Source organism: Shewanella mangrovisoli, from assembly GCF_019457635.1.
Classification (GTDB): Bacteria; Pseudomonadota; Gammaproteobacteria; order Enterobacterales; family Shewanellaceae; genus Shewanella; species Shewanella mangrovisoli.
Genome location: NZ_CP080412.1, coordinates 3259996 through 3286354 on the forward strand (window position 1 = coordinate 3259996; position 26359 = coordinate 3286354).

24 protein-coding genes are annotated in these 26359 nt (G+C 48.3%); 12 read left to right on the forward strand and 12 right to left on the reverse strand.

Features of this window, described 5'->3' with window-relative positions; genetic code table 11:
- Nucleotides 1-102 precede the first annotated feature (102 nt).
- Nucleotides 103-1794, forward strand: coding sequence for a diacylglycerol kinase family protein (locus K0H60_RS14340; RefSeq protein WP_220056149.1), 1692 nt, complete (start codon nucleotides 103-105; stop codon nucleotides 1792-1794).
- Between the two features lie 90 nt (nucleotides 1795-1884).
- Here K0H60_RS14340 and K0H60_RS14345 read toward each other — a convergent pair whose 3' ends face one another.
- On the reverse strand, nucleotides 1885-3300 hold the full coding sequence (locus tag K0H60_RS14345) for a sigma-54 interaction domain-containing protein (protein ID WP_220056150.1): 1416 nt from the start codon (nucleotides 3298-3300) through the stop codon (nucleotides 1885-1887).
- 254 nt (nucleotides 3301-3554) lie between these two features.
- Between K0H60_RS14345 and K0H60_RS14350 the strand changes: the two genes are divergently transcribed.
- A complete protein-coding gene (locus tag K0H60_RS14350; protein ID WP_220056151.1) occupies nucleotides 3555-4019 on the forward strand; it encodes a hypothetical protein in 465 nt (154 codons plus the stop codon).
- 273 nt (nucleotides 4020-4292) lie between these two features.
- On the forward strand, nucleotides 4293-4841 hold the full coding sequence (locus K0H60_RS14355) for a BON domain-containing protein (protein WP_088210618.1): 549 nt from the start codon (nucleotides 4293-4295) through the stop codon (nucleotides 4839-4841).
- 133 nt (nucleotides 4842-4974) lie between these two features.
- Here K0H60_RS14355 and K0H60_RS14360 read toward each other — a convergent pair whose 3' ends face one another.
- Both K0H60_RS14360 and K0H60_RS14365 read right to left on the reverse strand, forming a co-directional pair.
- The gene (locus K0H60_RS14360; RefSeq protein ID WP_220056152.1) at nucleotides 4975-5391 is read right to left on the reverse strand and encodes a DUF3224 domain-containing protein; all 417 of its coding nucleotides are present in this window, start codon (nucleotides 5389-5391) and stop codon (nucleotides 4975-4977) included.
- Nucleotides 5392-5515: 124 nt separating this feature from the next.
- A complete protein-coding gene (locus K0H60_RS14365; protein ID WP_220056153.1) occupies nucleotides 5516-6325 on the reverse strand; it encodes a hypothetical protein in 810 nt (269 codons plus the stop codon).
- A 256-nt stretch (nucleotides 6326-6581) separates the two neighbouring features.
- On the opposite strand from K0H60_RS14365, the gene K0H60_RS14370 reads away from it, so the two are divergent.
- Entirely contained in the window at nucleotides 6582-6824 is a 243-nt protein-coding gene (locus K0H60_RS14370) for a hypothetical protein (protein WP_011626746.1), read from the forward strand.
- A gap of 8 nt (nucleotides 6825-6832) precedes the next feature.
- On the opposite strand, the gene K0H60_RS14375 is transcribed toward K0H60_RS14370, so the two are convergent.
- The 5 genes from K0H60_RS14375 to K0H60_RS14395 form a co-directional block, all read right to left on the reverse strand.
- The gene (locus tag K0H60_RS14375) at nucleotides 6833-7339 is read right to left on the reverse strand and encodes a YgjV family protein (RefSeq protein WP_220056154.1); all 507 of its coding nucleotides are present in this window, start codon (nucleotides 7337-7339) and stop codon (nucleotides 6833-6835) included.
- A gap of 133 nt (nucleotides 7340-7472) precedes the next feature.
- Complete coding sequence (locus K0H60_RS14380; protein WP_220058176.1) at nucleotides 7473-8081, reverse strand: Crp/Fnr family transcriptional regulator; 609 nt, start codon at nucleotides 8079-8081, stop codon at nucleotides 7473-7475.
- Nucleotides 8082-8085: 4 nt separating this feature from the next.
- Complete coding sequence (locus K0H60_RS14385; protein ID WP_220056155.1) at nucleotides 8086-8712, reverse strand: fumarylacetoacetate hydrolase family protein; 627 nt, start codon at nucleotides 8710-8712, stop codon at nucleotides 8086-8088.
- A gap of 48 nt (nucleotides 8713-8760) precedes the next feature.
- Nucleotides 8761-9774 carry a succinylglutamate desuccinylase/aspartoacylase family protein gene (locus K0H60_RS14390; protein ID WP_088210614.1) on the reverse strand — a complete coding sequence of 338 codons (1014 nt, stop codon included), beginning with the start codon at nucleotides 9772-9774 and terminating at the stop codon, nucleotides 8761-8763.
- 70 nt (nucleotides 9775-9844) lie between these two features.
- Nucleotides 9845-10381, reverse strand: coding sequence for a MarR family winged helix-turn-helix transcriptional regulator (locus tag K0H60_RS14395; RefSeq protein WP_220056156.1), 537 nt, complete (start codon nucleotides 10379-10381; stop codon nucleotides 9845-9847).
- Between the two features lie 166 nt (nucleotides 10382-10547).
- Here K0H60_RS14395 and K0H60_RS14400 point away from each other — a divergent pair, with 166 nt between their 5' ends.
- Nucleotides 10548-11744 carry a cyanate transporter gene (locus K0H60_RS14400; protein ID WP_220056157.1) on the forward strand — a complete coding sequence of 399 codons (1197 nt, stop codon included), beginning with the start codon at nucleotides 10548-10550 and terminating at the stop codon, nucleotides 11742-11744.
- A gap of 81 nt (nucleotides 11745-11825) precedes the next feature.
- On the opposite strand, the gene K0H60_RS14405 is transcribed toward K0H60_RS14400, so the two are convergent.
- Nucleotides 11826-12389: a PhnA domain-containing protein gene (locus tag K0H60_RS14405; RefSeq protein ID WP_011626751.1), complete on the reverse strand. Its 564-nt coding sequence runs from the start codon at nucleotides 12387-12389 to the stop codon at nucleotides 11826-11828.
- Nucleotides 12390-12523: 134 nt separating this feature from the next.
- Nucleotides 12524-14737, reverse strand: a complete 2214-nt coding sequence (locus tag K0H60_RS14410; RefSeq protein ID WP_220056158.1) for a TonB-dependent receptor domain-containing protein — start codon at nucleotides 14735-14737, stop codon at nucleotides 12524-12526.
- A gap of 230 nt (nucleotides 14738-14967) precedes the next feature.
- Between K0H60_RS14410 and K0H60_RS14415 the strand changes: the two genes are divergently transcribed.
- Nucleotides 14968-15675 carry a DUF2461 domain-containing protein gene (locus tag K0H60_RS14415; RefSeq protein ID WP_220056159.1) on the forward strand — a complete coding sequence of 236 codons (708 nt, stop codon included), beginning with the start codon at nucleotides 14968-14970 and terminating at the stop codon, nucleotides 15673-15675.
- An 85-nt stretch (nucleotides 15676-15760) separates the two neighbouring features.
- Here K0H60_RS14415 and K0H60_RS14420 read toward each other — a convergent pair whose 3' ends face one another.
- Nucleotides 15761-16372, reverse strand: a complete 612-nt coding sequence (locus K0H60_RS14420) for a TetR/AcrR family transcriptional regulator (protein ID WP_220056160.1) — start codon at nucleotides 16370-16372, stop codon at nucleotides 15761-15763.
- A gap of 155 nt (nucleotides 16373-16527) precedes the next feature.
- Between K0H60_RS14420 and K0H60_RS14425 the strand changes: the two genes are divergently transcribed.
- From K0H60_RS14425 to K0H60_RS14445, 5 genes are all read left to right on the forward strand, one after another.
- Nucleotides 16528-17154 carry a glutathione S-transferase gene (locus K0H60_RS14425; RefSeq protein WP_220056161.1) on the forward strand — a complete coding sequence of 209 codons (627 nt, stop codon included), beginning with the start codon at nucleotides 16528-16530 and terminating at the stop codon, nucleotides 17152-17154.
- A 61-nt stretch (nucleotides 17155-17215) separates the two neighbouring features.
- Entirely contained in the window at nucleotides 17216-17884 is a 669-nt protein-coding gene (locus tag K0H60_RS14430; protein ID WP_037416621.1) for a glutathione S-transferase family protein, read from the forward strand.
- 181 nt (nucleotides 17885-18065) lie between these two features.
- Nucleotides 18066-19439: an RsmB/NOP family class I SAM-dependent RNA methyltransferase gene (locus K0H60_RS14435; protein ID WP_220056162.1), complete on the forward strand. Its 1374-nt coding sequence runs from the start codon at nucleotides 18066-18068 to the stop codon at nucleotides 19437-19439.
- Nucleotides 19440-19993: 554 nt separating this feature from the next.
- A complete protein-coding gene (locus K0H60_RS14440; RefSeq protein ID WP_011626757.1) occupies nucleotides 19994-20152 on the forward strand; it encodes a hypothetical protein in 159 nt (52 codons plus the stop codon).
- Nucleotides 20153-20391: 239 nt separating this feature from the next.
- Nucleotides 20392-23517, forward strand: coding sequence for an NAD(P)-binding protein (locus K0H60_RS14445; protein ID WP_220056163.1), 3126 nt, complete (start codon nucleotides 20392-20394; stop codon nucleotides 23515-23517).
- A gap of 121 nt (nucleotides 23518-23638) precedes the next feature.
- Here the strand turns inward: K0H60_RS14445 and K0H60_RS14450 are convergent, their stop codons facing one another.
- Nucleotides 23639-25306, reverse strand: a complete 1668-nt coding sequence (locus tag K0H60_RS14450; protein ID WP_220056164.1) for a diguanylate cyclase — start codon at nucleotides 25304-25306, stop codon at nucleotides 23639-23641.
- A 197-nt stretch (nucleotides 25307-25503) separates the two neighbouring features.
- Here K0H60_RS14450 and K0H60_RS14455 point away from each other — a divergent pair, with 197 nt between their 5' ends.
- Nucleotides 25504-26355: a DMT family transporter gene (locus tag K0H60_RS14455; RefSeq protein ID WP_011717739.1), complete on the forward strand. Its 852-nt coding sequence runs from the start codon at nucleotides 25504-25506 to the stop codon at nucleotides 26353-26355.
- Nucleotides 26356-26359: the final 4 nt, after the last annotated feature.

Below are 26359 nucleotides of genomic sequence, written 5' to 3' on the forward strand. Positions count from 1 at the left end.
CAGCTCGAGTGAGTACCACTGAGCCACTTTATCGCGACAGTCATTGGTTACGATAAAGTGGGTTTCCCTGAGGCTCGCCGTTTATCGATGGAGGATATGCCAATGCTGAGTAGGGTCCACATTAAGTATTTCTACCTGTTCGGAGCACTGTTATTTGGCTATTTCGCCGTAACGGGGCACTCTCCCATCTTCACCTTTATTTGGGCATGGAGCAGCCTATCCCTCGCCCTTGTCGGCTCGGCCTATTGGTTTAATCTCGCCAGTATTTTTAGAAAACGCCAGGATGGCTCCATCCCTTGGTATATTCGCTGGGGCTTTATTCCGTTTTTATTAGGATGCCGACTCTATAATCTCTGGGCACGGCGCCGCGATAGCGTGCCTTCAATGCAAGCCATTGATAAATACCTGTACTTGGGTAGCCGCTTAAGCGCTGCCGATTTACCTAAACTAAATCGTTATGGCATTACCGCTATTTTAGATGTCACCGCCGAATTCGACGGCCTCGATGTGTCCCTGTATGAGGATCATATCGACTATCTGAATATCCCTATTCTTGACCACAGCGTACCGACTAGCGCCCAATTAAATCAGGCGATTAACTGGTTACATCGCCAAGTACGTGCCCAAAAGCGGGTATTAATCCACTGCGCGCTCGGTCGCGGGCGTTCCGTGATGGTGCTGGCCGCTTATCTTGTATGCCGTCGCCCCGAACTCAGTTTTGCCGCGGTGCTGCAACAGATTAAAAGCATTCGTAAAACCGCAGGGTTAAATCGCTGGCAACTTAAAGCGCTAGAGCAGATGTACACTCAAGGGGAAATCAAACTGCATAAGCGCGCCTGGATTATCGCCAATCCCGTCTCTGGCGCGGGTAAATGGCAGAGCCATGGCGAACAAATTTGCACTGAGCTGAAACGCTATTTTGAGGTGCAGTTAGCACTCACCACGCCAGAGATTAGCGCCCAAACCCAAGCGAAAAAAGCACGGCTTCAGGGCGCCGATATCATCATCGCTTGCGGGGGCGATGGCACAGTCACTGAGGTCGCGGCGGAGATTATCGACACCGATATCACCTTAGGCATTATCCCGTTAGGCACCACCAATGCCCTGTCACACGCCCTCTTTGGTTTAAGCAGTAAGCTCAATGCCGTCTCCCAAGCCCTTGATAATATTATCCAAGGCCAGACTCAGACCATAGACACGGCGCGTTGCAATGAGCGGCTGGTGTTGCTGCTGGTTGGCATTGGGTTTGAGCAGCAAATGATTGAGTCGGCGAGCCGCGAGCGTAAAAATGCCCTCGGCCAACTCGCCTACCTCGATGGTTTGTGGCGCGCGGTGAACACCGACACCAACCTCGAGTTGCAGCTGACTTTAGATGACCAAGCCCCAATGACAGTGCAAACCCACAGCCTAGTGGTTGCCAATGCCGCACCTTTTACCAGCTTACTCGCCCAAGGTAAGGGCGAACCCAATATGACCGACGGCTTGTTGGATATCACTTGGTTGGATTCAAATAATGAGCCGAATGAACAGCTTATCAGTCTGGCTGAACTGGCTTTTACCGGCTGGATTAAAGAGGCCGCCAATAGCGACTCTGCGCCCTCGGCCAACGCGGGTAAAGTGAAACATGCCCACGCTAAAAGGGTGAAGCTCAGCAGTCAGCCCCCATGCAAGTATGTGATTGATGGCGAAATTTGTGAGCCAGAGGAACTCAATATCGACATCCTGCCCGCCTCTTTAAAAGTGTTTGTGCCCTATCAAGCGCAAAATGATGAACCGCAGTCAGAGCCAAAATAAGCTAACACATTCAGAATCAACTCTGAACCAAACTATATGAATCAAAAGCTGAATCAATGCATTAGCTTATTTTCAGGCATTTAATGCAGGTTAGTACTTGGCGACGCTATTGCTAACGGGATCTTCGCTAACGGAATCTGCATCAGCGGTTTGAACGTCTGACTCCTGCTCATATTTACTGAGCTTGTTATAGAGGGTTTTAACGCTGATCCCAAGCTGCTCAGCGGTGTCGGTTTTATTACCCTGACTCGTTTCAAGCGCTTGGTAAATGGCGATTTTTTCCAGCTCCTCGAGGCGCATACCTTGGGGGATCACTACATTTTCCTCCGCTGCCGACTCTTTATCCAAACTAGGTGTCAGCTGTAAATGCTCAGGGGTAATCTCATGGTCCGCCAGAATATAAGCGCGCTCGATAGCATGCTTTAACTCGCGCACATTACCGGGCCAAGTGTGGGCCGCAATCGCCTCTAAACTTGAAGGCGAGAACACTTTGCTCTGTTTTTCCGCCGCATTGCGATAGGCCAGAAAATGCTTCGCCAGTCCCACTATATCTTCCCCACGCTCCCGCAATGGCGGCACTTGAATGGGGAAATGCGCTAAGCGAAAGTACAAGTCTTCCCGCAGTTGTCCTTGCTCAATCGCCACTAGAGGATCGCGGTTTGTCGCCGCCACAATACGCACATTCGCCTTGAGCACCTTAGGGCTGCCGACGGGGCGATATTCATTATTTTCGAGCACTCTTAATAGCTTAACTTGATGCTCAAGGGGCATCTCGGTGACTTCATCGAGGAATAAGGTGCCGCCTTCGGCCTGCTCAAATACCCCTTGGTGATCGCGATTCGCGCCAGTGAAAGAGCCTTTTACATGGCCGAAGAGTTCACTATCGACCAATTCTGGGCTCAAGGCGCCGCAGTTAATCGCAATATAGGGCTTATTCACCCGCGGGCTGGCTAAGTGAATGGTATTGGCGACCAATTCTTTACCCGCGCCACTCTCACCGATAATCAACACATTGCTCTCGGCGGCCGACACGCGGCGGATAGTGCGATACAAACGGTGCATAGGTAATGAGGAGCCCACCAGCAGACCATATTGATCTAACTCGCTGGCAAAGGGGCGAATGCGCGTCGAGGTATTGGCAACCAGATGCTGGGCAAAATCCGCTAAAGTTTCGCACAACAACGACATATCGATGGGCTTACGGAAATGGTAGCCCGCGTATTTGGACAAGAGTTTATCGAGGTGAGGATTTGGTAGGCCGTCGGAGAGGAAAATAAACTCCACATCAGCAATGGCGCTGGACTCGAGTAAGGCTAAGTAATCTTCACGGCTTAGACGGGGCAGCTCAATGATCGCCACATCGATACGATTGGCCTCCAGCTGAGTAATCCAAGATAAATCATCGGTACTGCGTAGCTTGTTGTAGGTCTGCGCGCCCTCGAGCTGAACTAATGCCTGCTCGGTCTCGAAGTCCTGTAGATGATAGAAAAGCGTTGGTCGGATCATCTTGTGCCACTCCCTGTGAATGAAGCACCACTGTATGCCAGCCGTGAAATTTTAACAATCTCAACGGTAAGAGTTGCCGATAATAAGCAGCCCACTGGCGACAATGGATAAATATCATCAGTTAAATCAAGTCATTAACTTATCATTAAAAAGTGAACGAAATATGCATAGAAGCTGAATGAAGTTGATATTTCCATAAAAAACTTGGGCAATCCGTGTCGGTGGAGCAGCCCAAACTACCACAGGAGGTCGTTATGACGTCTAATGTTGCGCAACATCAGACCGAGCTGAGCGCCGATATTAAGCTGGTTAATGAGTTAATCGAGCTGACGCAAACCGGCGTGGATTTTTATACTCGGGCCAATACTTCAGTCGATGACTACAGCCTAAAACGCATTTTTATCGCCCAAATCAAGACGTACCAAGGAATGCAGGCGCGATTTAGGCAACTGCTCGCCCAAACATTGCAACGGGAGAGCCCTCACTCGGCGCCGCCATCGCAGACTCGGCCCTATGCCGATGTCGATGCTTTACTTATCAAACAACAACTTGCCGATGCTCTCGTCGTGCTCTGTGAGCTTGAGCGTCAACGCCTTAACCACCTCAAACAATTAATCAAAAAAGCCAATCACCCGAGGTTAATCAGCCAATTGGCCGAAGATATTGCCTGGCTACAAATCCATTTGGATACTTTGCACCTGCGCTGCCAAGCCCTGTAAATGCGCCTACACCTCCAAATAACGCGGCCAACTGAGCCGCGTTTTTGTTGCATGCGGTCTGACTGTTTTTAGCGCTTATCCCACTTAAGCCCAATCGCTGAATCACCCTAGGTAATATTTACATTTTGTCGGTAAAAAGCGCCGATTTGGCGATTAAGCCAAACACCTAAAACAAGTTACAAACAACACTTAACCCATTTAAAATCAGTTAGATAAAAATATTGGCACGATTCACGCTTTAGTTCCTTCGAGATAACAACGGAGGATATCATTATGAAAAACACGACAACTTTAGCTTTAACCACCTTACTTGTCGGTTCTATCAGTTTAAATGTGGCCGCCGCACAGGATTGGAAAGACGACGCCAAAGATGCTTGGATCGATGGCAAGGCCGAAACGACTTTGTTGCTCAATACTAATCTCAACTCCTTTGACATTATGACCGACGTGAAAAACGGCCATGTCACCTTAACCGGTCAAGTGGAGAGCAGTGTCGATAAGGCGCTCGCCGCTGAGCTCATCAAAAGCTTAGATGGTGTAAAAGGGGTCGATAACAAATTAACCGTGATGAATGAAGACCAAGGCACCAGTGAGGTGGTGAAGACCCTAACCGACTCTAAGGTCGCAACGGTCGTGAAAACCCGTCTGTTGTTCTCGACCGACGTATCGGGCACCCAAATTAATGTCGATGTTGCCGATGGCGTAGTGACCTTACAGGGTGAAGTGGCTAGCGATGCCGAGCGTCAATTAGCCCTGACCATTGCTAAAAATACCGATGATGTGAAAAAGGTCGTCGATAAGATCAAAGTCAAAACCTCATAATGGTCCTGACATGCAGCCCTTGCTAATTCAGCACTTGCCAATTCAACGCTTGATATTAGTCACTCGGGCAAAAATCACAAAACCAGCTTCGGCTGGTTTTGTTTTATCGGTGCGATGCCATATTAATCATGCCTTAGGCTTCAGCTTCCTGTTCGATGCAGAAGCTAAACTCATAAAAATGTTGGCCATTTTCGATGCTTATCGCCATAGTGCCATATAACCCCACCAGTTCACCCGCACCTGAATGGGGGACAACCTCAAGGTGTAATCGGTTTTGACCATCAGTCATAATGCCAAAATGTTGCAGCACAAAACTGCCCTGTCTGCCGCACAGTTTACCTACGACTTGCTCTATCGCTACATAACCCGCCGAGCCTTTTACCGCCGTCATGGCACTGAGCATTTCGCCTTGGCTGCGAGCTTCTAGCTCACCATAAAAGCTTTTATCTAAGGTCATTCTGCCCAAGTTCACGCCCCCCACACCTGTGGCATAGGCACTCTCGGGATTGAGCTTAACATCAAATTTGCCCGTGACTTTGGTCATTTCCATGACTCGCTCCTTGTTTTAATTTTATGCTTTATGCCAAAACCTTAGCTTTCCCAGCCGCTAGGTGAAATAAATACCTCAGCCGTAGCTGAGGTAAAATTAACTTAGCATAAGCCCAGATATAAACCTAATACAGTGCTTTAATTTCCGTTTCACTCACACCGACTTCAAGGGTTTTAGCCACGTTAGGCTCCTCGGCCATAGGTTGGTCAGCCGCCCTATCGCGGTAGGTAATAGCGACTTTAAACGGCGCCTCAAAGGGATACACGGGTTCAATACTATCGACTTCGATGCGATCACCAATAAACACACTGCCTAAGTGCACTAATCGATTTTGAGCATAATCTAAGCTAAACAAGCCAAGGTACCAAAATACCCCCGAACCTTGGTTTGTGACGATATAAGGCGCCACAAAGGGCATGGTTTGCTGCTTAGGATCGTCCTGTAATGTCGCATCGCTTTGGGTATCGGGCTCTAATGCGGGGTCAAAATTAAGCGGTGTGATCCGCAGATAATCCAGCAATACCCTTCCCTTTTCATCACCTTGTTGATAATCCCCCAGCGCAAATTCCGTTTGCTTGATTTTAATAAAGTGCGTCAATACCACGGGCAGTTGGCTATCGGGCAGCTTCACTTCAAAGGGATTGGCCGTATTTAAGCTAAAGAGTTTCAGCATCACCTCGGAGGCATTCGCCACCGGTTTGACCTCGCTTGGCACCACAGATTCGATGGCATCTTCACTGGAAGATAATGCCGCCTCTTTGGCTTTTGCCTTTGCATCGGCCTGCGCCATGGCCTCATCGTATTGCAGCACTTGGCCATCTTCCATGACCATGTAGATATCATCATTGGTCATGTTAAAACGATAAATGCCCGCGGCAAGAATACTGAGCACAAGGACAGTCGCCGCTATCGTTAATTTAACAAACATACTCATTATCTCCCCCAATATCCTAGTCGCGGCATATTTCACTCTTATGATAAAATCCGCCTTGCTGATAGCATCAAAAAATCACCCTTCCGACAAGGTCAAAACCGCTTATTTTTGCTTTTAGTCAGCCTAAGTTCAGCAAGTGGACACATGCTGATATATATGATTTAGACTTTTCATTCCCGCTCCCAATCGGGCTATAATTCTTTCCGCTAAATACATAGCCCACAGTATAACCGTACCTTTAAGGATCTAATTGCCTATGACCAATGCATCGACTAGCCCTTTTGCGGTGTTAAACCAAAGCACTGCAAACTCGTTTAATGAACAGAAAAACCTGATTAAACGGGTCTTTAAAGGCAAGCCAGTGCAATGTCCAAGCTGCAATCAAACCCTCAAAGTCATCTTGCCGGAGACGGCTAAAGCCGACCAAGCCGCAGGTATTTTTTGCCCTAAGGGCTGTACCGATATCGAGCTAGACATGGAAGCCGTGGCAGGTATCTAAGCCTTCCTTCAGGATGAGCGTAATTGTCCTCGAAAATAATAGCGGTAATATCCCACGAGATTACTGCCAATAAACAGCAGCTCCATCAATACCGCCACGGGTGAGCCGACTAAGATATTGTGGCACAACCAAAAACTGGTGCCGACTATCATCAATAAGCGCAGATTTTTATCCGCCAGGCAAAAGGCAGCTCGGGTTTGAAACAGCGTTCCAATACAACTTACCACGCTCACAAGTCCGCTGTAGGTTAAGCCGCTCATCAGCACCGCCGCCCCGCTAAAAAACCACATGGCCTTTTTGGACGTTGTAAAAATGCTGGTGAGATAACGCACAGTGGCAATCCCCATCAGGCCTGCTGCCGTCCATTGTGCTAATAAGCAAAAATGGATGGAGATTAGGATGCCCGAGACGAATAAACAGGCGACGATGCGCTCACGCGCCTTAAATTGAAACGACATCAAATCGAAAACGATGGCAATCGCCACCAATAGTTGTGACAGGGAAAAAGCACTCAAGATAGGCTCCTTTAGGGCTTAATATCGGCTTATAAAATAAGCCGATACATTCAGCTGTGACTCAAACTTAGCGCCGAGGAGCATGCAGGGGATGAACTAAAAGCGCATTAACTTAAGTTAACTGGCTGGCTGTTTATACTGAATCTTGCAAACGTCTACGGATCCGCGACAGGCTAATCGCAGTGATGCCAATATAATTAGCCAGTTGGGCATGGGTTAAACGCTCAACCCAGAGGGGAAAGTATTGGAGTAAATGTAAGTAACGTTGCTCAGGTGTATTGAGCAGCAAAAAGGCTTCTTTTTGTTCTTTATACAATAATTGCTGTTTGAGTAGTACCAGTTGCACTTGCTGCATCGTTGGCTCGTTTAGCACGGCAAGTGGTATTTGTACTAGCCGACAAGCGGTGACAGTTTCTAACTGATAGGGCGCAATATCCTGCTTTAACCAACTGCTATATAAGAAACAAAGCTCACCTTCGAAGTAAAACTCCTTACAGCGTTCACTGCCCTCTTGGGTATAGTGGCAAGCGCGCACTATGCCATCCACCACAAAATAGGCAAATGGCTGACGCTCGCCTTGGGGTAATAAGCACTCGCCGGGCTGGCATACCAACGCCCTTGCTTGACTGAGTAGCGGCGCTAAGTGCTCGGGCTCGGCCCCTAAGGCGAGCAAATATTGCCAAAGGGGATGGATTGCCAGCTCAGTTGCCGCCTGATGAGCCGATGCAGAGTGCGCCGTCATTGCATTACCAGCTTTGCCATTCATACTCGACCAAGGGCGCTTGGTGTGGCGCATCCTTAAGGCCTAAGGCCAACTTAAATACCCGATTCGGTGGAATGATGCCGACACCTTTTGGGGTGCCTGTCATCACAATGTCGCCGTCTTCTAAGGTGGTAAAGCTTTGTAATTCTTCTAGAATCGTCTGCGGGTTATAGATCATTAACTCAATATGGCCCACTTGGGTTAACACCCCGTCTATCGTTAAGCTGAATTCAAATGCCGCGCTGGCATCATCGATAGCAACAAAGGGACTAAAGAGCGCCGCGCCGTCGAAGGCTTTGGCTTTTTCCCAGGGTAATCCCTTGGCTTTCAGTTTGCTTTGCAGCTCTCGCTTCGTGAGATCCAGCCCGACCCCAACATGGCTAAAACGCCCCTGCTGATAGATAAAACACAACTCAGTTTCATAGTGCAGCGCCTCACCTAAATGCTCAGCATGCAGCACTGTGCTAATCGCCGAGTTGGGTTTGAAAAACACCACCATATCTTCGGGAATGTCATTACCCAGCTCATGGATATGGTCGACATAATTTCGCCCAATACACAGAATTTTACTCGGGCAAATCTGTTTATCACCGACGTTAACAGTCTTCATTTGACTCCTCATTACGCTATTGGCTTTAAAGCTAAGGCGCAGTAAATATCAGGCGTATTCCATTAAAAATTCATCGAGTTGTTCGTTGGCGATTTCAATTTCATCCCCTTCAAACTGCGCAATATGGAACATGCCCTCACCTTCATTGGTCACAGGTATATTGCTGATCCCTATGATGATGCCATCGGTGGGGGCGCGAATGGCTACGCTATCGCCCCCATGCGGACTCACAATATGGGCGATGATATACCCCTTATTGACCCGCTGCCCGAGTTTAAGCTTCATATTCACTAAACCATCGGACTCACTGCGAACCCAATAACTGCGTATTGCGCTGACACTGGCGACCTTGTTACTGACTCGCCCCTTGAGCATACCAAGGCTTCGCATCACATTGAGTACGCCCTTAAGACCCGACTTAATCGCCAGTTCACTAAAGCGCAGCGCCTCGCCTGCCTCATACAAAATACAGGGAATGCCCTGCTGGTTCGCATAGCCACGCATCGACACACTGCGCGCCTTGGAGTGCATGATAAGTGGCGCGCCGAAGGCATTCGCCATAGCTAACATGGTTTCATCGCCAGTATCACAACGGATCTGCGGCAAGTTATCCCTATGAATTGCGCCCGTATGTAAATCAATCACATGGGTCGCATGCACCAGTAATTGGGTCGCAAAAAGGTTGGCTAAACGACTCGCCAGCGCACCTTTGCTCGAGCCGGGGAAACAACGATTGAGATCGCGTCTATCGGGGAGATAACGGGATTGTTGAATAAAACCAAACACATTGACTATGGGCACCACTATCAAAGTGCCTGCTAGATTTTTAGGATTGACACGCCCAAGCAAGCGCCGGCAGATCTCAATGCCATTGAGCTCATCGCCATGGATGGCGGCGCAGACTAACAGTGTCGGGCCAGGTTTGAGACCATGGAACACTTCCACGTGAATATCGAGTTGGGTATCGGTATAGAGCTTAGCGGCGGGAAGTTTTATCCCCATCTGCGTGCCCGCAACGACTCGCTTGCCTTCAATTTCAAACGCTTCGCGTTTTTTTACCATAGTCACTCCCTGATGTTATCCCTAAAAACGCCATACGGCACTTTGTCTCTCGCCCCAAAAACAGGGCCGATTACCGTTCAAAGTGAGCAAGCCAAGTCTTTAAAATCTGCTGCAATGTTTCGCGCTCGGCGCTAGGCACCCCTGCCAATAACGCGCTCTGGCATTGAATATGTTTGGGCAGCGCCGCGTCAATCAATGACTTGCCTTCTGCGGTGAGCGACACATGCACGGCGCGGCGGTCTTCCTTACTGTGCTCACGGGCAATCAGCCCTTTATTTTCAAGCCGGTCTAAGCGACTCGTCATAGCGCCAGAGCTTAACATCATGCTCTGATACAACTGCGAAGGCGATAGCATATAAGGCTCGCCCGAACGTCTGAGCGTCGCGAGCACATCAAATTCCCCCTGACCTAGGCCAAATTCGCCGTGACACAGGGCGATGGCGTTTTCCATATATTTGGTCAGGCGCGCGATGCGCCCTAACACCGCCATCGGGACCAAATCCTCTGTCACTCCTTGAGCCTGCCACTGCCCAAGGATGATATCCAATCCGTCTTCAGACGTTACGAGTGCCTGCTGAGTATCGAGTGCTGATTGATTTTCTGCCATGGTTTTATCTCTACATAAAGATTCTTTACATGCTAACCATTTTACCGCAGAATTCATATATCTTTACGTAAAGATACTTCTTATAAAGTTTAAGTCAGTTTCACAGTGCAAACTGTTCAACGGATTGTGTTAGCCATTTTTATTCGACCCTGCGTAGGAGTATGCGATGTCTCATATTTTATCCCCTAGGGGCAATCAGCTGATGATAGGTGTCAGTCTGTTACTTATCGGGCTTAATCTGCGCCCCATCCTTGCCTCTGTCGGCCCATTACTGCCGAGTATTCAACAGGATATTTCCTTAAGTTTTGCCCTCGCCTCAATGCTCACCCTGCTGCCAGTCCTTGCCATGGGAATGGGGTGTTTCGTTGGTTTTAAGATTGCCAAAGGCTTGGGGTTTGCAAACACTGTGACGGTATCGCTGCTATTTCTGCTGATTGCAACTGCGATGCGTTTTTGGGTCGAGACGGTGAATGCGCTGATCTGTTCTGCACTTTTAGCGGGCATGGGTATCGCCCTCATCCAAACCTTAATGCCTACTCTGATTAAACAAAACTTTGCCGACAAAACACCGTTGATGATGGGCTTATATGTCACCGCCATTATGGGCGGGGCGGCAATGGCCGCCAGCAGCGCACCTTTTATAGCGGCCGATTTAGGCTGGCGAGCAGGCTTAGGCCATTGGACTTGGTTAGCCCTCATCGCCATCTTGCTATGGATTGTCAGCCGAAAACATCTTGCCCTGCCGAGTCACACCGACAAACAGGCGGAATACTCATTTTGGCGCTATCGCCGCAGTTGGTTATTGGCACTGTTTTTTGCTTTAGGAACAAGTTGTTATGTCTGCGTGCTCGCCTGGTTAGCACCTTATGCCATCGAGTTAGGTTATAGCCAAACCCAGGCAGGATTAGCCTTAGGCTTCCTCACCAGTATGGAAGTGATCGCAGGCTTAGTCTTTCCTTGGCTTGCCAGCAAATCGACGGATAGACGGGCGATTATTGCCTTACTGTGTCTGTTGCAACTCATTGGTTTTATCGGATTCGCCCTCGCACCACAGGTGTCGATATTCCTCTGGGCCGCGCTGGCGGGACTCGGGATTGGTGGTATTTTCCCGCTGAGTTTGATTGTGACTATGGATCATCAACAGAATCCACTGTTAGCGGGTAAGTTAACTGCCTTTGTGCAGGGTATTGGCTACAGTATTGCCGCTATCTCACCTTGGATAGCGGGACTTATTCGCGATAATTTCCAAAGCTTTAATATGGCCTGGTTATTACTTGCGGCGCTGAGTGTCATCGCTTATCTGCTGTCGCGGCAATTTAATCCGAGCAGCTATGCCCTGCACTATCGACAAGTGATGGCCTAGGATTTAAGCACATAAAAAACCGCCCAATTTGTAAAAATTGGGCGGTTCAGGTATCAAGCTAACAGCTTCAACTCGAGTCGATTAAGACTTCTTCACAAAGCAGGTCAGGATCACGATGCGAGTGCCATTCACACGGCCTTCGATATGCTCAGGATTGTTGGTCAACGAGATATTGCGAACCGCTGTGCCGCGTTTTGCCACAAAGCTGGTGCCTTTGACGTTGAGATCTTTAATGATAACCACGGTATCGCCAGCGTTCAGTACTGCACCGTTGCTGTCTAAGGTCGGTGGCGTATCATCGCTCGCGGCTGCCGCTTCGGCATCGCCCCAAGCACGTAAATCCTCTTCCAGATACAGCATATCCAGTAAATCCTGCGCCCAGCTTTCGCTGCTTAGGCGTTTCAGCATGCGATATGACATTACTTGAACCGCTGGGACTTGGCTCCACATGCTGTCGTTCAGACAACGCCAGTGGTTCATGTCCATGGTATCCGGTGCGGCGATTTGGCTGCTGCAATTTTCACAAATCATGATCTCATTTTCATGACCATCGGAAGCTGGTAAGTCATAAATGGAGAGTTCGACGTCACTTGCGCAGAGTTCACATTTGCCGCCACAGCGAGTTAGCAATTCATTTTCAGTCATTTTTTCTGTCTACATGCGTAATAAAACGCGGATTATGCCATAAATTGGCTTTTCACGGCAGGGGGGAAGGCAAGATAACCCTATTTTTTATATGAGTTATCTGTTTTTCCATCCTTTAAATCGCCATTTAATCCTTAAAATTCATAAGCTAAACTGAGCCTAATATCACGCCCCGGCGCGGGAATTCCATCCGATAGAAACGGCGTCACTTGCTGGTTAGTCAGGTTTTTTGCCATTAAGCGCACGCTGAGTCCTTTTAGAATCTCTTGGGGCTCGTAGGCTAAATATATATTTTGTAAGAAGTAATTCTCACTTGGGGACTCAGCATTGAAGATATCACCCTGAGGCACATTATCCTGCGCATCGTACCAAGTGCCTTGCCAAGCGACTGAGATGTCATCCGTAATGTACATGCCCACACGCAGGCGAATATCCAGCGGCGCAATGTTGGCAAGGTATTCGTCCTCGCCTTGACTGTCTCTGAGCGATCCCCTGTGCTCACCCTGTAACCAAGAAACCGCTAAGTCACTGAAGAAATCCTGATAACGATATTGGGACTCGAGATCGGCGCCGTAGATATCATAGCCGTCAAGATTGGTGTAACCGCTTTGAATCGCTTGATTTGGGTCGGACTTTGCCCCTCGGCGCTGAGCAATATCGTCCCGCCCCAAGTTGGCAAAGAGGGTCACTTGGGTTGAAAGCGTATCTTGGGCGGCAAAAAGACTGGTTTGCTGTGTCATCAAGCCCAATTTAAAGGCGTGCAGACGCTCCACATCGATATCTCGACTCGTGCCAGTAATGCTCGCCTTTGCGTATTGCACCGCATAGATTTCATCGACCACTGGCGCTTGTAAGCTGTAGGCGTAATCGAAATTCACTCGAGTATTCGCAGTTAACTGGTAGTCGATTCCCAATCGCGGTGAAAAGCCCGAATGGTGGGTCGAACTGTAGTCGTGCCCCGCCTCGATATCGTTGTAATCGGGGGCAATGTTGGGACGACCAATACTGTAGATAAAGTCATAGCGTAGCGAAGGGGTGATGGTCAGCTCATCCGTCACGCTAATCGCATCGCGCAAATACACCGCATAGGTATCCTGACGCCCTTCGGGCTGATAGTAAGGCGTGTACCAACCGTAGTTTTTCTCGGGATTTTTCTCATAACTTTTGTTAAACACCATCGAATCCCTATCGAGACTGCGGAACTGCAACCCCGTGGTGATCTCATGATCCCCAATAACACTTAAGTTGTTGATGTCAATGTAGTCACGTTTGTAATCCAGCCAAGATTCATGGCCGAAGTTGCCGACGGAGACAGTCATCTTCTCCCACGCGATTGGCGGCCTGATCCAGTGACGCGCATTCGCCGAATGAGAAATCACTATCTGGGTATCAATTAAAGGATTACTCGGTGAGTAGCGATAATTCGCCGACCAAGTATTGTCTTCATAGGTGTTGTAGGCCGTGGTGGCATAGAGCGCCTGTTCATAGGAGCCATATTTACGGATGTTGTAGTCAGAAATTGCGGGCATAGGTCCACGACGATTGGCCCATGGCTTACGCCCTTCGTCGAGATAATGGGTCAGGCTCAACATGAGTTGATGGTCGCCCTGTTCGTAATCCAGTTTGCCGAGGTAATTATTTTGCTCATAACCTGAGTATTCAAATTCGTCACCATTGGCAAGCGTCACATCCCCCGCATCACGGCGAGTGACATGCAATAAACCTGAAAGTTGTTTATTAGCTCGTCCATAAACTGTTCCTGTGTAGCTTTGGGCGTCGTTATTACTGGCGTAACTGGCTTTGACTCGGGCACCAACGTTTTGATTGTAAGTTAAAAAATCATCGGCAGATTTAGTCACAACATACATAGAGCCGCCAAAGCCGCCGTTACCCGAGCGGACATCGTGGGCCCCTTTAATCACTTCGACTCGCTTGATTAAATCGGGATCTAAGAAGAACGAGCCATAACGATACTGCTCAAATCCCACGGGGGCGTTATCGACATAAATATTAAAATCTTCGGTTTCGCCAAATCCCCACAGGTTGATGCGCTCACCGCCACTGCGAGTCCCGCCATCAATATGGGCACCAGCCATATCATCGATGACCTCAGCAAATGTGGTCGCTTGCATCTCTTCAATCTGCTCCATAGAGATGATCGCCTCGCCCGGCTTAGTCATAGTGGTCGCTCGGCGGTATTGCTGGCCATGTACTTGTAATATCTCGATTGGCTCGACCTTAGGCGCTCCCAATACTTCCTTGGCATTAAGTGGCAACGTAGGCAATATCGTCAAACCCACACAGCCCATTATTGCTTTTGATATCCTGCTCTTAGGTTGATATCTCATCTCCCCATCCCCTGTTACATAGTGTAAAAAATAGGGCGGCATTATAGGCATCAAAGCCAAAGATGAGAATAATTCTCACCTAGCTTTACATGTAAATCACAAACTGATGGTAACTGCTGAGAAATGCTCGAAGAATTTGCAATATCCACGCGCATTTGTTCAACTCGCACTAGCCTGTTTTGATTAACGGTCGGAATCCCAGTCTCAAGCACCTCAAAGGTTTTATGGACATGACTAAGCTAACCGCACAACCCCAAACCGAGTTGGCATTTACAGCCGCCAGCTTAGATTTTCTCAAACTGCTAGCGCTCAATAACTCCCGTGACTGGTTTAAAGCCCATCAGGAAGAATATGAAAGTAAGGTCAGAACCCCTGCGCTGCGTTTTATCGAGCAAATTCAGCCTGATATTGTGGCTATTTCCCCAAGATTAACGGCGGTTGCCAAAAAAGTCGGTGGCAGCTTAATGCGCCCACAGCGCGATAGCCGTTTTAGCAACGACAAAACGCCCTACAAGACCAATGTGGGGATCCAGTTTCGGCATTTTCAGGGTAAGGATGTGCATGCACCTGGGCTGTATTTACACATTGCCGAGGATGGATGTTTTATTGCCGCTGGTATTTGGCATCCCGAATCCAAGGTGCTGAATGCCATTCGGACTTGTATCGATGAAAACCCCAACGGCTATAAAAAGGCGCTACAGACCTTAACCAGTCATGGATTTGTGATGGATGGTGACAGTTTGACGCGCCCGCCTAAGGGATTCGATAAGCATCACCCAATGCTGGACGAACTGAAACGTAAGGACTTTATCGCGCTAAAACCAATCCCCTTCGAGCGACTCTGCCAAGCCGATGCCGCCCGCTACTGCGCCGAACAATTCGCCCACTGTAGCCAATTGATGGCCTACTTGTGCTTCGCCCTCGAATTGGACTTTTAGCTTTTCCATAGTTGTTTGCATAAGTTTTACTGTTGACGAGGCCAAGCACTCACTTGGCCTCATGCTTTTCGGTTTTGCTTAAGCGCTATTTCCCATCGACGAGCTTAAGTGGCCTTAATGCGAGACTCTTAAGGTATTCGCTTAAAACCTTAAATGCATTATCCAATAGGCCGTATTCCTTCGCCTTGCCTAGCACTCTAATCCCTTGTAATTGAAGCACTAAAAAAGCCGCGAGCGACTCAGGTTGAACCGATTGAGATAACTCGCCCTGCAACTGACTGTAGCGCAATACATCAGTAAAGTTAGTCTGCAACTGGGTGAATAAACGCTGGCACTCCTGCTGCACGCAGTCATCGTCGAGGCATTTTTCCATCACCGCATTCTGCATAAAGCAGCCGTACTCTTGCTCACGCTGCAAGGCCACAAATCGCGCTAAATAGGTCAAGATCTCACTCAGACCGGCCTGTGCGTGCAGAATTTGCTCCTTCGCGCCGAAGGAATAATGATCGAGATAAAAGCGCAGGGATTCGCGATACAAACTCTGTTTATCGCCAAAACTGTTATACAAGCTGAAGCGATTAATCCCTAAGTGTTCGACCAGATCGGCAATCGAGGTCTCGGCAAATCCCTTTCGCCAAAACAGCTCCATCGCCTGAATAAGCTTTTCCTGTCTATCAAAATTACAACTGCGTGCCATGGTCCAAACCTAGATTGATGCCTGCATTAAACGGAATATCACGGGGTAAAAACATTCTTGACTGACCGTTTAGATATGGCGTAAATTCTATCCTAACCGATCGTTCCGTTAAAGCCCTATTTGGCCAAACTTACAGATTCACAGAAGGAAAGAGCATGAAGCTTTATGAATTAGCCCCTACGCCAAGCGCAAGACGCGTGAGTATTTTCCTCGCCGAGAAAGGCATCGACATTCCACGTGTGAGTGTGGACATTCGCGGCGGCGAAAACCTCAGCCCTGAATTTAAAGCCAAAAGCTTAAACGGCCGAATTCCCCTGCTCGAACTCAATGATGAAAGCTATCTATGTGAATCCGTGGCTATTTGCCGCTATTTAGAAGAAATCCATCCGAGTGAAACATCACTCTTTGGCAACAGTCCACTAGAGCGTGCCAGAGTCGAAATGTGGCAGCGCATTATCGAACTACAAGGGTTGATGGTCGGCTTTCAAGCCTTTAGAAACCTGACGGGTATTTACAAAGACAGGGAAAATTGCGTCGAAGCCTGGGGCGCAGAATCACGCCAACGGGTCATTGACTTCCTGCCGACCTTAGACCAACAATTAGCCAAATCAAGCTATGTGGCGAGCGATAACTTTACGATTGCCGACATTTCTGCATACGTTTTTATCAGCTTTATTAAAAACTTAGATATTCAAGTGGATGACACACTGCCCCACATTCAGGCATGGTTTGCGACAGTGGCCCAGCGCCCTGCGATAGTGTCGCTTACCCCAAAAAACTGACAGCGATGCCCTATTGGGCAGCCAAGTTAAGCATTAACCAGTTAAGACTTAAGGGATAACTATGATTGATTTATATACCGCCGCGACCCCGAACGGTTTTAAAATTTCCATCGCGCTCGAAGAAATGGGTCTCGACTATCGAGTGCATAAGTTAGATTTCAACACTAACGAACAGAAACAGCCTGAGTTTCTCGCCATTAACCCTAATGGCCGTATTCCAGCCATTATCGACCGAGATAACGAGGACTTTGTGGTGTTCGAGTCCGGCGCAATTCTTCTGTATCTGGCTGAAAAAACGGGTAAGTTTTTGCCTGCCGATCCTAAAAAACGCTCACAGGTCATTCAATGGCTCATGTTCCAAATGAGCGGTGTCGGCCCTATGATGGGTCAAGCTAACGTTTTTTACCGTTACTTCCCCGAAAAAATCCCCGCGGCCATTGAACGTTATCAAAAAGAAGGTCGACGTTTGTTTGAGGTAATGAATACCCAGTTAGCCAAGCATCAGTATCTGGCCGGTGATGAATACACCATTGCCGATATCGCGACTTGGCCTTGGGTGCGCATCCATGAATGGAGCGGCATCAATATGGAAGGACTCACTCACTTACAACGTTGGTTAGACGAGCTAGCCCTGCGTCCCGCTTGCCAAAAAGGCATAGTGACACCTCCGCCTTCGGTTTTGAGTGATGAAGAGCGTGCTAAGCAAATCCAGAAAATGGTGACTAAGTAGGTCATCATCTCCTCACGCCCGCATTCGTTTTTACCCATCAAGCCCCAACTTAGCATTGGGGCTTTTTTACTGCTAGTGATGCGTAAAACTGCTACACTCTGCGCCACTTATTGATTTGCTTGGCCATATTCATCCCATCGGATGAATGTCACTCGGCCGGGCCCCTTTTCAGGCTAACTTTATGGGCAATCCAAACGGCTTATCATCAGCAATCATGGCATCAACAGTGGATATCGAACCGCAAACCCTCGCGCAAAAACGCGGATTAAGTTATGCCAATACCATTAAGTTATTGTTCGATGAGATTTTAAATACCAAGCAACCCGCCGACCGAGTGCTCGCGAACTACTTTAGGGAACATAAAAAGCACGGTTCTAAGGACCGCAAAGTCATCCGCGAATCCTTATTTAGCCTGTTCCGTTGGTGGGGCTGGTTTAAAGCCACGGGCGATCATCAACAGGCGCCACAATTTTTTGCCATGCTCAGTACGAGCGCCTTAATCGAAGCGCATCCATGGCAGGATATCGCCCAAGCCTGGCATGAGCTCGCCCAATCGCCGGTTGATTATCAACAACTTCAATCCCTTAGCGTTAGCAGCTTAACAGATAAATTGGCACTGGTACGGCAGCAATTTCCCCAAGCGTCCTTCGAACTCACAGATTTATTACCCGAATGGTTTTGGCAGATATGCCCGATTGCGCCAGAACTGCGTCCAAATCTCATCGAAGCCATGTCTAGCCGCCCACCGATTTGGGGACGTGCGCAGGGAATCAACAGCCAAACAGCAGTCAAACAACTGCAAGCACTTGGGATAGATGCGAGCCTGAGCCTCTATTTTGAAGATGCCATCAATCTTGGCACTAAGAGCATGAATCTCAATGAAATATCACTCTATAAAGAAGGCAAAATCGAGATCCAAGATTTAGCCTCGCAAGTGATAGGTCAAATCTGTGCACCAGTGCCCTGGCAACACTGGTGGGATGCCTGCAGTGGTGCGGGTGGAAAAACCCTGCAATTGCGTTCACTGATGCAAACGGCCGCGACTAAGCACAGCCCATTGGTAGGCTCAATTGTGTCGTCGGATATTCGCGCCCACGCCTTAGAAGAACTCAGCAAACGTGCCCAGCGGGCAAGGTTTGATGGCATCAGCATTGCGCGCTGGCGCAGTGATGCGCTGCCAGTCGATGCCAACCATTTTGATGGAGTATTAGTCGACGCGCCCTGTAGCTGCACGGGCACCTGGCGCCGTAATCCCGATATGCGCTGGCTCGACAGCCTCGATGCCGTCACTGATAAAGCTGCACTCCAACTGGATATTTTAAGCCGCAGCAGCAAGGCGGTAAAACAGGGCGGAAGCTTAGTCTATGCTACTTGCTCATTGTCGCCTGTAGAAAATGAGCAAGTGGTTTCCGCCTTTTTACAACAACATCCCGAGTTCAGCTTAGTGCCCATCCGCCACCCCTTTACTGGCGAACAAACAGAAATGTTGACCGTATGGCCCTTCGAGGCCAATACAGATGGAATGTTTGTAGCGCGCATGCAGCGCAATTATTAGGGCGTGTTGACGTTTCAGGGTTATTTTTGCAGCAGTTTGGCTGGCTTTTATGCAAGGCAAAGTCCGTGCAGTGTAGTTATTCTACATAAACGGACGATAACGCGGCAGAAAAGCCAGCTAAATGCTGCCCGAAGGGTTCGTCTGGCAAACCCTTGCTCTTTGTCACTCATCATTTGAGTAGAATGACTACACATCATTCCTCGTTTCGCGAGCACGTGCTTGCCAGAACGAACAAAATCTAATCTCGAAACGTCAACACGCCCTAGCACTAACTCCTTATTTTTTATCAGAACTTGGCACTCATCCCTTGAGTGCCATTCTTTTTACCTCCACACAATATGAATGCGCTTTTAATCTTATTCATTTAATAATCATCAAGATAAACCCTATGGCGCTGGGTAAAATCGCCAATGCAACTCCATTAAGACGTATCGCCCCTTCTTGGACAAAACTTTTCACCATCAGTGATTAAATATTTCGCTTTAGCTTAATCTCGCCTTTGGGTAAAAAGATCGAGTGCTGAGAATGGCACAGGTATTTTTGGAATTTTGACCATGTCACACTCCTATGAATTTGACGACGATGATGCGCCATGGGGCGATAACGTCAAAGGTAAGCAAAAAAACAAACGCGTAAAACAACGTCGCAGGGATACTAAGCGCCGTTATTCAGATGATGCAGAGGTGGATTTCTATCAGCATAAATCGAAGTAACCGATAAACACCCGTTTGCCTTAGCAAATTCGAGCTTTAATAAGCCAGTCAAATCCGAGCAAGTTGGATAACCTCCAACTTGCTAGTTAGTACAAGTTGTCCTTCATCCTTTCCGTTTTGATTCAATTGTAAAATCAATAGGCTAATGAGTTGATTTACCCTATGCTCTTTAGGGTTTATTAACGCCTTTTGTTTACCAAACCACCTGACACATCTTGACGGGTTTAAAGGATGATCCCATGGAAAAACAACGCCCCGATTTTATCTATCCCCCTGGCAGTATGTTGATGCACTCGCCCTTAGTGTTGAATAAAGCCGATATGTACGGCTTTTTTCTCAAGGGAAAACTCGCCAACCTGCAGCGCTCCATCGATAAAACGCTCAATCAAGTGGCCGGAAGCGCCATGTACTTTAAAGTACTGTCGCCCTACGTACTGACAACCTTCACCCAAATCGAAAAAGCCTATTCAGAAGACCCAACCGACAGGGCCAAGGGTTGGATCCAAGAAACCGACATCATCACTTGGGTCATGGTCGGTCGCCAAGACAATAGCAACAGCACAGCCATCAGCCATGTGTATTTTCAGCCGCTGCATATTTGGGTAAATGATGCGATGGCCCTGATCAATGGTCGCGAGTTGTTCGGTTATCCCAAGTATTTGTGTGAATACACTATGCCCGCGGTCGGTGAGCCATTAACCCGCCTCTCCTTGGCAACAAAGAGCTTCTTACACTTTAGTCCTGACACTGAGCTTGCCATGCACCCGCTGATTGAGGTGAATTGCAATGCCAAGCCCGAGGCGCAGCTCACCACGCTAGAGGCCATAGCCCAAACCTGGCAACTCTTTAAAGAACAAACGGATTTTATTCCAGAGCTGGATAAACTCGGTGAGGAGCAACTGTTTCATTTGCTGTTTAAGCCTGCCATCGACCAAGTGTTTTTAAAACAGTTTCCGGATGCTTCAGGCCAAAAAGCGGTTTATCAGGCGGTTACCGCGGCGCCCGCACGGGTCAACAAAGTGCACAGTGTCGCCCTGTTGGAAAATGACTTTGTTGCCACCATTTTTGATAACGCCAGCTTCCCACTCAAAGAGACGCTAGGCGTCGAAGTTGGCGAGCAGCATGTATTACTGCCCTACCATGTGAACTTTGATTTTGAAGTGCCGCCGGGCGAAGTGCTGGTCGATAACTCGGAAATCAAAAAACAAAAAATTGCCATTCTTGGCGGTGGCGTCGCCGCCATGACCGCCGCCAGTTATCTCACCGACAGGCCCGGTTGGCAGAATCAATATGAGATTGATGTCTATCAATTAGGCTGGCGTATCGGCGGCAAGGGCGCAAGTGGCCGTAATGCCGCGATGGGGCAACGGATTGAAGAGCATGGCCTGCATATCTGGTTTGGTTTTTACCAAAATGCCTGCGCCTTGATGCGTAAAGCCTATGCAGAATTAGACCGCCCACCGGAAGCGCCGCTGGCGACCTTCTTCGATGCCTTTAAACCCCATAATTTTATTGTGCTGCAGGAAGAAATTAATGGCCGCTCCGTTAGCTGGCCAATCACCTTTCCAACACTCCCAGGGATCCCTGGAGATGGTACCGAAACCTTAACCTTCTGGAAGGTAGTTAAGGCCGCCTTTGCTTGGATAAAAGAATGGCTAAAGGACATGGACTCCCTCCTGGAAGCCGATGAAAAAGCTATGGCGACGCCGAAAAACTGGCTCGATATCGGCTGGTTTGAACGGCTGAAGGATAAGTTAGAAGATTCGGTTGATGATGCGATGGACTCCCTCGACGCTCTTGGTAACAAGCTCGAATGCCATTTTAATCAAATGATTGGCCGTGAATGCGATGAGCATGTTCACAGCGAGAGTGACGATGGTTTGGTTGAATCCGCCGTCGATGCCCTGCACCAAAGGCTGGTTAAACGCTTTAGCGACCATTTAGACACTAACGACGAGTTACGCCATCTGTATATCGCCGTCGACTTAGGCTTAACCATCTTAAAAGGGATGTTTGTCGATGATGTGTTTGAAAAGGGCTTCGATGCCATCAACGACTACGATTACCGCGAATGGTTAACCAAACATGGCGCCAGCCAAAAATACACGGTCGACAGCGCGCCGGTTCGCGGTTTTTATGATCTGGTGTTTGCCTACGAAAAAGGCAACTTCGACAAACCGAATGTCGAAGCGGGCACCATTATTCGCTCCATGCTGCGTATCGCTCTGTGTTATCAAGGCGGAGTCATGTGGAAAATGCAGGCGGGTATGGGAGATGTGGTCTTTACCCCCTACTATGAAGTGCTGAAACGGCGCGGGGTTAATTTCCACTTCTTCAATCGGGTCGATAATTTAGAATGCCGCAACAACAGCATTCAAGCGATTGAAATCACAGAGCAAGTCGCACTGGCACCTTCACTTAAAGAGTATAATCCACTCGTGGATGTTAAAGGCTTAGCCTGCTGGCCCAGCACGCCAAATTATGATCAGCTCGAGCCTGAGCAAGCCGCATTGCTAAAAGCCCATGATATTAATCTGGAGCACTTCTGGAGCGATTGGGACAACCTGTACGAGGCGAAATTTGGTCAGGCGCTACCGAAAAAACGTCTGCAAAAAGGCGTGGACTTCGACAAAGTGATTTTTGGTCTGTCATTAGGATCTGTCCCCCATGTGGCGAGCGAGGTGATGGCGCAGAGTCCGGCGCTCAAAACCTGTGTTGACAAAGTGCAGACAGTCGCGACCCAAGCCTATCAACTGTGGATGAATCAAGATCTTAATGGTATGGGTTGGCCAAATTATTCTGAGGATGGCGAGCAGCCCGTCTTATCAGGCTTTACCGAGCCCTTCGATACGTGGGCATCAATGGACCAATTGCTCGATAAAGAAGACTGGCGCGGCCTAGAGCCTAAAAATGCCAGTTATTTCTGCTCGGCTTTACCTGTTGATGCGTACCCACCACGCACCGATATCGGTTTCCAGCAGCGTAAAACCGCCGAAGCTAAGGCTGGCGCCATCAATCAGCTCAATACGGAAATTCATAAGCTGTGGCAACAGGTTGGCGACAGCTTCCCCTGGGAATGGTTGCACGATGAACAAAACCGCCAAGGTGAAGCGCGATTCGATAGCCAATATTGGCGCGCCAATGTGGATCCTTCCGAGCGTTACGTCTTGTCCGTTAAAGGCAGCTCACAATATCGGATCACCACGGATGGCACAGGTATCGACAATCTGTATATGACGGGGGACTGGATTAAAACCGGCCTCAACGCCGGTTGTGTGGAGGCCGCTACCATGGCGGGCATGCATACCGCCAAAGCCATCTGCGGCCATCCGGCGATTATCAAAGGCGAAAAAGACTTCGCCTAAATGCAAAGGGGCTGCGTTATGCAGCCCCTTTTTTATCCAGATATTGTGTATTCAAATTTAAATAGGCCGTCTTTTAAATCGAGACTCTTTTAAATAAGCACTCTTCTAAATTGACACTCTTTTAAACGGAGACTATCTCACCCGCGCGGGTATCGGCGTATTCTTGACGACGTTTTTCCATTCGCGACTGATACAAATGGCTGTCGGCGCAGCGTAGCCACTCGTGGGGTTCGGCCACATCGCTATTGATGGCAACGCCAAAACTAAACTGACAATCCTTTAAGCCTTCGGCGGCAAATTGCGCCGTTAATCCCTTTAAGCTGCTGGTTAAGGTCCCCATGCCATTTGCAGGCAGAATAAGCACAAACTCATCGCCGCTGATCCGGTAAATCTTAAGGTGAGCAATATTGGTCGCCTGCAAAAACTGCACTAGATTTTGCAGTAAACGGTCTCCTTCTTGATGCCCTAAGGTATCATTCACCATTTTAAGGCTGTCGACATTGAGCAGCACCAAGGCTGTTGGTTGTACAACCTTATCGGCAAAGGTTAATTGCGAATTCATATATTCATCAAAGGCATAACGATTGCCCACCCGGGTTAAACCATCGAGTCGGGCCTTCTCCCAGGCGATACCGAGTTCTTCAATGTGGGCCTTGCGCTCTTCAGCCAACAGTTTGAGCTTATTCGCTAACGCAAGGGATAACAGCAAAGCATCCACAGTGCCACCCAGTAGTGTCGCAAACTCGGCATGTTCAATAAAATCAGGGGTGATCCCCATATTGCCCGGTAAGATAATCACCGCAGGCAACAGCAAACAACTAAAGGCCATGATGAAATAGCGCGCGGGGGCAAAGCCTTTCATCAAGCACACATTGCCACAGGTGATCGCTAACGCAATCCACAGCATGATTAAGACAGAGGCAATAATCGCGGTATAGGGCAATAACCAAATACTGGTCGGCAAGGCTAAAATACACGCGACTAATAAATATTGGCTAAGCCGCCATAATCTAGGCGAATAGCTAGGTAACTGTAAGAAGTGCTTGTAGAACATGATGTTAAATATCGGCAAGCTGATAAAAAACAGATGATGTAATTCAAGCTGATGGAAGTTAAATAGATGCGCCGGTAAATGGAAGGTCAGTGCCCAGCCACCAAAATAGGTCAATACATAAAGACCATAGTATAAGAAGGCCTTATCAAAAATAGAGATGTAAATCAGTAGATTGTATAGAGCGATAAAGAGCAATCCCCCTAAACAAATCAGTATCGCCATGGCCACACGGTCGTTGGTTAACTGGTGCACTTCTTCCGACTCTATCGCCAATTCGGGCGCGGAGGAATAATAGCGGCTACTGAGTCGAGTCACTAACCAATAATCGGTCCCCATATTCAGTCGTACTTTACGGCCGTAATCGAATAAAAATTCATAGGGCGCATAGTAACCACTGTGGGCCGTTTGCACTGAGCCATCACTGCCAAGTAACCAATAATCGACTGATTCTACAATAGAATTACTGGCATCCACCACCCAATGGCTTTGACGACTATTGACCATTACCGGTGATACCATCCAATAATCACCGCCCGCAAGGCTTACTGAACGAGCCTCCTCAAGTTGCCCCATCCACTGGGTCACATCATTAAAATGCTCGGGAGGGAGCTGTTTCGCATCGGCATGGAATAAATAGGGGGAATCCAACGCAATTTCAGCGCTATGGGCAAACGGACTAAATGTCCAAAGAAGCAGCAAAAAGCACCAAAAATGTTGCAAGTTAGGTTTACTCATAGGTATCTAAGTTTATATACCAGCGTCTCGTTCCACGCAGAAAATCAATTTAAAGTGTTAACTTTATGACTACATTTTATTTTTTACAATTGATTAGACTAAATTAGTCGGCAATTGGGTGCCTTATGATGATATTTTAGTCGTTAACTTAAGGGACAACACCTTAGCCTCAATATCAGACGTTCACTTGGATACCTATGGCACCATTATTGATGATTTTAGCTGCACAATTATTGATTGCCAGCGGCAACCTATTGGTTAAGTTGCTTGAAACCAATGCGCCCGTATTTCAACTTGTGCTTTATCGCCAATTATTTGCCACGCTTTTGGTGCTTCCCTTTGTCTGGCGCCTACAGGGGAACCTTAAGTTAAGCCCCTTCTACAAAGTGCACTTAAGCCGAGCGCTGTTGATTGGGCTAGGCAATGCCATCTTTATGCTGGCCGTATTACACTTGCCTCTCGCAACCGTAACGGCAGTGATTTATACCTCCCCATTGTTACTGTTGCTGATGTCCGCCTTCTTTTTAAATGAGCGTATTGGTTATCGTCGCACCGTTGCGGGGATTATTGGCTTTACGGGCATTTTGCTGATAAGTCAGCCGACGGAATTTAACCTCTACATTGGCTTGGCCTTTTTTGGCGCCATGACTTCGGCAACAAACAGCCTGATTTTGAAGGCATATTCAACCCATGAGCATCCCTTTTCAACGCTCTTTTGGTCTAATGCCTTTGCGATGGTTTTTCTGATACCGGCAACTTGGTACGAGGGTGCCGACTTTAGCCTGCCCGTCGCCCAAGTTGGCTTAACCTTAGGGCTGTTTTATATCGGTATGACCTACCTCATCATCCATGCCTATCGGCGTGCCGATGCCAGCCAAATGGCCCCAGTGGAATACACAGGCCTTATTTTTGCTGCATTGTTTGGCTGGTGGTTTTTGGATGAGCACTTAAGCATTGTGGTTTGTATTGGCATAGGACTGGTGATTTTTTCCTCCATCCTGCCAAGTTACAGTGAACTGAAAGCTAAATGGAAAAGCCGGCGAAGTTAACCTT

What these genes read in the sequence shown, in the direction of transcription:
- K0H60_RS14435 (WP_220056162.1), top strand. Translation starts at nt 18,066, where the DNA reads ATGGGCAATCCAAACGGCTTATCATCAGCAATCATGGCATCAACAGTG.
- K0H60_RS14365 (WP_220056153.1), bottom strand. Translation starts at nt 6,325, where the DNA reads ATGAGTATGTTTGTTAAATTAACGATAGCGGCGACTGTCCTTGTGCTC.
- K0H60_RS14385 (WP_220056155.1), bottom strand. Translation starts at nt 8,712, where the DNA reads ATGAAGACTGTTAACGTCGGTGATAAACAGATTTGCCCGAGTAAAATT.
- K0H60_RS14445 (WP_220056163.1), top strand. Translation starts at nt 20,392, where the DNA reads ATGGAAAAACAACGCCCCGATTTTATCTATCCCCCTGGCAGTATGTTG.
- K0H60_RS14425 (WP_220056161.1), top strand. Translation starts at nt 16,528, where the DNA reads ATGAAGCTTTATGAATTAGCCCCTACGCCAAGCGCAAGACGCGTGAGT.
- K0H60_RS14400 (WP_220056157.1), top strand. Translation starts at nt 10,548, where the DNA reads ATGTCTCATATTTTATCCCCTAGGGGCAATCAGCTGATGATAGGTGTC.
- K0H60_RS14405 (WP_011626751.1), bottom strand. Translation starts at nt 12,389, where the DNA reads ATGACTGAAAATGAATTGCTAACTCGCTGTGGCGGCAAATGTGAACTC.
- K0H60_RS14415 (WP_220056159.1), top strand. Translation starts at nt 14,968, where the DNA reads ATGACTAAGCTAACCGCACAACCCCAAACCGAGTTGGCATTTACAGCC.
- K0H60_RS14360 (WP_220056152.1), bottom strand. Translation starts at nt 5,391, where the DNA reads ATGGAAATGACCAAAGTCACGGGCAAATTTGATGTTAAGCTCAATCCC.
- K0H60_RS14345 (WP_220056150.1), bottom strand. Translation starts at nt 3,300, where the DNA reads ATGATCCGACCAACGCTTTTCTATCATCTACAGGACTTCGAGACCGAG.
- K0H60_RS14370 (WP_011626746.1), top strand. Translation starts at nt 6,582, where the DNA reads ATGACCAATGCATCGACTAGCCCTTTTGCGGTGTTAAACCAAAGCACT.
- K0H60_RS14350 (WP_220056151.1), top strand. Translation starts at nt 3,555, where the DNA reads ATGACGTCTAATGTTGCGCAACATCAGACCGAGCTGAGCGCCGATATT.
- K0H60_RS14410 (WP_220056158.1), bottom strand. Translation starts at nt 14,737, where the DNA reads ATGAGATATCAACCTAAGAGCAGGATATCAAAAGCAATAATGGGCTGT.
- K0H60_RS14430 (WP_037416621.1), top strand. Translation starts at nt 17,216, where the DNA reads ATGATTGATTTATATACCGCCGCGACCCCGAACGGTTTTAAAATTTCC.
- K0H60_RS14355 (WP_088210618.1), top strand. Translation starts at nt 4,293, where the DNA reads ATGAAAAACACGACAACTTTAGCTTTAACCACCTTACTTGTCGGTTCT.
- K0H60_RS14380 (WP_220058176.1), bottom strand. Translation starts at nt 8,081, where the DNA reads ATGACGGCGCACTCTGCATCGGCTCATCAGGCGGCAACTGAGCTGGCA.
- K0H60_RS14395 (WP_220056156.1), bottom strand. Translation starts at nt 10,381, where the DNA reads ATGGCAGAAAATCAATCAGCACTCGATACTCAGCAGGCACTCGTAACG.
- K0H60_RS14455 (WP_011717739.1), top strand. Translation starts at nt 25,504, where the DNA reads ATGGCACCATTATTGATGATTTTAGCTGCACAATTATTGATTGCCAGC.
- K0H60_RS14450 (WP_220056164.1), bottom strand. Translation starts at nt 25,306, where the DNA reads ATGAGTAAACCTAACTTGCAACATTTTTGGTGCTTTTTGCTGCTTCTT.
- K0H60_RS14340 (WP_220056149.1), top strand. Translation starts at nt 103, where the DNA reads ATGCTGAGTAGGGTCCACATTAAGTATTTCTACCTGTTCGGAGCACTG.
- K0H60_RS14420 (WP_220056160.1), bottom strand. Translation starts at nt 16,372, where the DNA reads ATGGCACGCAGTTGTAATTTTGATAGACAGGAAAAGCTTATTCAGGCG.
- K0H60_RS14390 (WP_088210614.1), bottom strand. Translation starts at nt 9,774, where the DNA reads ATGGTAAAAAAACGCGAAGCGTTTGAAATTGAAGGCAAGCGAGTCGTT.
- K0H60_RS14440 (WP_011626757.1), top strand. Translation starts at nt 19,994, where the DNA reads ATGTCACACTCCTATGAATTTGACGACGATGATGCGCCATGGGGCGAT.